This window comes from Mesorhizobium sp. M7A.F.Ca.CA.002.15.2.1 (assembly GCF_003998715.1).
In the GTDB taxonomy this organism is placed as follows: Bacteria; Pseudomonadota; Alphaproteobacteria; order Rhizobiales; family Rhizobiaceae; genus Mesorhizobium; species Mesorhizobium ciceri.
On the sequence record NZ_RZPI01000811.1, the window covers coordinates 1 to 2,289 of the forward strand.

The 2,289-nt window shown below is 62.5% G+C and carries 3 protein-coding genes; all 3 read right to left on the bottom strand.

Annotated features, from left to right (window positions below; all coding sequences use genetic code 11):
* The coding region (locus ENZ74_RS29625; RefSeq protein WP_164761302.1) for an NAD(P)H-dependent oxidoreductase at window positions 1–410 on the bottom strand (410 nt) is incomplete at its 3' end.
* A gap of 164 nt (window positions 411–574) precedes the next feature.
* A complete protein-coding gene (pmtA, locus tag ENZ74_RS29630) occupies window positions 575–1,180 on the bottom strand; it encodes a phospholipid N-methyltransferase PmtA (RefSeq protein ID WP_013528588.1) in 606 nt (201 codons plus the stop codon).
* Between the two features lie 167 nt (window positions 1,181–1,347).
* Window positions 1,348–2,289 (bottom strand): molecular chaperone DnaJ (locus ENZ74_RS29635; RefSeq protein WP_164761303.1); only part of this gene is annotated, 942 nt, incomplete at its 5' end.

Here is a 2,289-nt window from a genome sequence, read left to right on the forward strand (position 1 = left end):
TGGTTGATGCAGCGGATACCGGCAAAGTGCCCGTTGGAGGACGAGCAAAGGCCAACGACCTTGCCGGCCAGCGGCCTGACTGGCCGGCCACCATCCCTGCGCACCCGGCTCACCCAGTCGATCGTGTTCTTGAGCAGCGGCGGAATGGAGCCGTTATATTCGGGCGTGGCGATCAGCAGCCCGTCATGGGCCATGATGAGACGGCCGAGTTTCTGGGCGTTTTCGGGAACGCCTTTTTCCTTTTCCAGGTCTTCGTCCATGATCGGCAGGGGGTATTCGGCGAGCGAGATGCGGGTCACCTCGGCACCTTGCATGGCGAGTTCCTTTTGCGCCACGTCGGCGGCCCTGCCGCTATAGGCGCCGCTGCGCACCGAGCCGGCGAAGACGAGGATTTTCGGGATCACTGCCATTGGCCACCCTTGTTCCCGGACAGGTACAGCCAAGGACGGCTCAAATCAACGGCTGGATAGGATAGGGGAATAGGGCAGTAGGGAATATGGGAGTAGAAAATAGCCTGGAAATGGAACCCTTCATCCCTACTCCCTTACTCCCCTATTGCCTTATTCCCTTCTCACTAGTGCGCTTCGCGGCGATAGATCCACAGCTGCGTCGGCGGAATGTTGCGGAGGATGAAATCGAAATGTTTGACCGTATAATTGCCGCGGCCGGGTGGGATCGGCGACATCGGGCCATAGGTCAACTGCACGATCGGCCGTCCGGCCGGGATGCGGTCGAGCAGGCTCTCGATATAGGCGATGCGCTGGGCGACCGGAAAGTTGAGCAGCGGCACGCCCGAAACGACGGAATCGAAGATCATCCCGCTCTTGTCGCCAAGCGTGGCGTTGAGGTTGAAGGCGTCGCCCTCGATGACGTTGACGCCGGGATAGAGCCGCCGCAGGTGACGAACGAAATCCGTGGAATATTCGACAGCGTAGAGGTTTTCGGGGCGTACGCCCTGGGCGAGGATGGCGCGGGTGATGACGCCGGTACCGGGACCGACCTCGAGCACTGGCAGGCCGGATTTAGGATTGACGATCGAGGCCATCTTGCGCGCGGTGATCGAACTGGTCGGCACGATCGAGCCAACCGTCTTCGGCTTGTCGATCCAGCCCTTGAAGAATTTGAGTTCGTCGTCGAACTTTTCGACAAGCGCCTTCCGCAGTCCAGGGCCACGTGTCATGCAAGCTCTCCTCAGCGCTCCCCGCAAAGTTACTTAGCACCTGAGCGGTGCTAGGCAAGGCGCGGCCGGACGCATGTCGTGGATAAGATAATTTTCGTCGCGTCTCAAGGGGTGACGCGATTCAAGGATTTACGCGTGGCAAATCGGCTTACGCGGGCCAAAGTGCATCAACGCTCGCCGAAAGACTCGAAGAAATCCTTCATACGGGCGAAAAAGCCGCTCGATTGAGGCGAATTGTCCTGCGAGGAGAGCTGTTCGAACTCCTCCAGAAGTTCGCGCTGGCGCCGGGTCAGGTTCTGCGGCGTCTCGACCGCGGTCTGGATGTAGAGGTCGCCGACATTGGGCTGGCGCAGCACAGGCATGCCCTTGCCCTTGAGGCGGAACTGGCGCCCGTTCTGTGTGCCTTCGGTCACCTTGACCTTGGTCTGCGTGCCGTCCAGCGTCGTCACCTCGAAGGAGCCGCCAAGGGCTGCCGTCGTCATCGAGATCGGCACCTTGCAATAGAGATCGGCGCCGTCGCGCTGGAAGAACTCGTGCGGTTTGACCGCCAGGAAAATATAGAGGTCGCCCGAGGGCCCGCCGCGCAGGCCGGCTTCGCCCTCATTGGCAAGGCGGATGCGGGTGCCGTCCTCGATGCCGGCCGGGATGTTGACCGACAGCGAACGCTCCTCGGTGACGCGGCCCTGGCCGGCGCATTTCGGGCACGGATCCTTGATCGTCTGGCCGCGCCCCTGGCATTGCGGGCAGGTCCGCTCGATCGAGAAGAAACCTTGCGTGGCGCGCACCTTGCCGTGGCCGTTGCACATCGAGCAGGTGACGGGCTGGGTGCCGGGCTTGGCGCCGCTGCCCGAACATTCAGAGCACGAGATCGACGCCGGCACCCGGATCTGTGCGGTCTTGCCGGCAAAAGCCTCTTCCAGGGTGATTTCCATGTTGTAGCGCAGGTCGGCGCCGCGCTCGCGGCCGCCCGACGAGCGGCGCTGGCGCCCGCCCATCATGTCGCCGAAAATGTCCTCGAAAATGTCGGCGAAGCCGCCGGCGCCAAAGCCCTGGGCCCCGCCATTCATGCCGCCCTGTTCGAAGGCGGCGTGGCCGAAGCGGTCATAGGC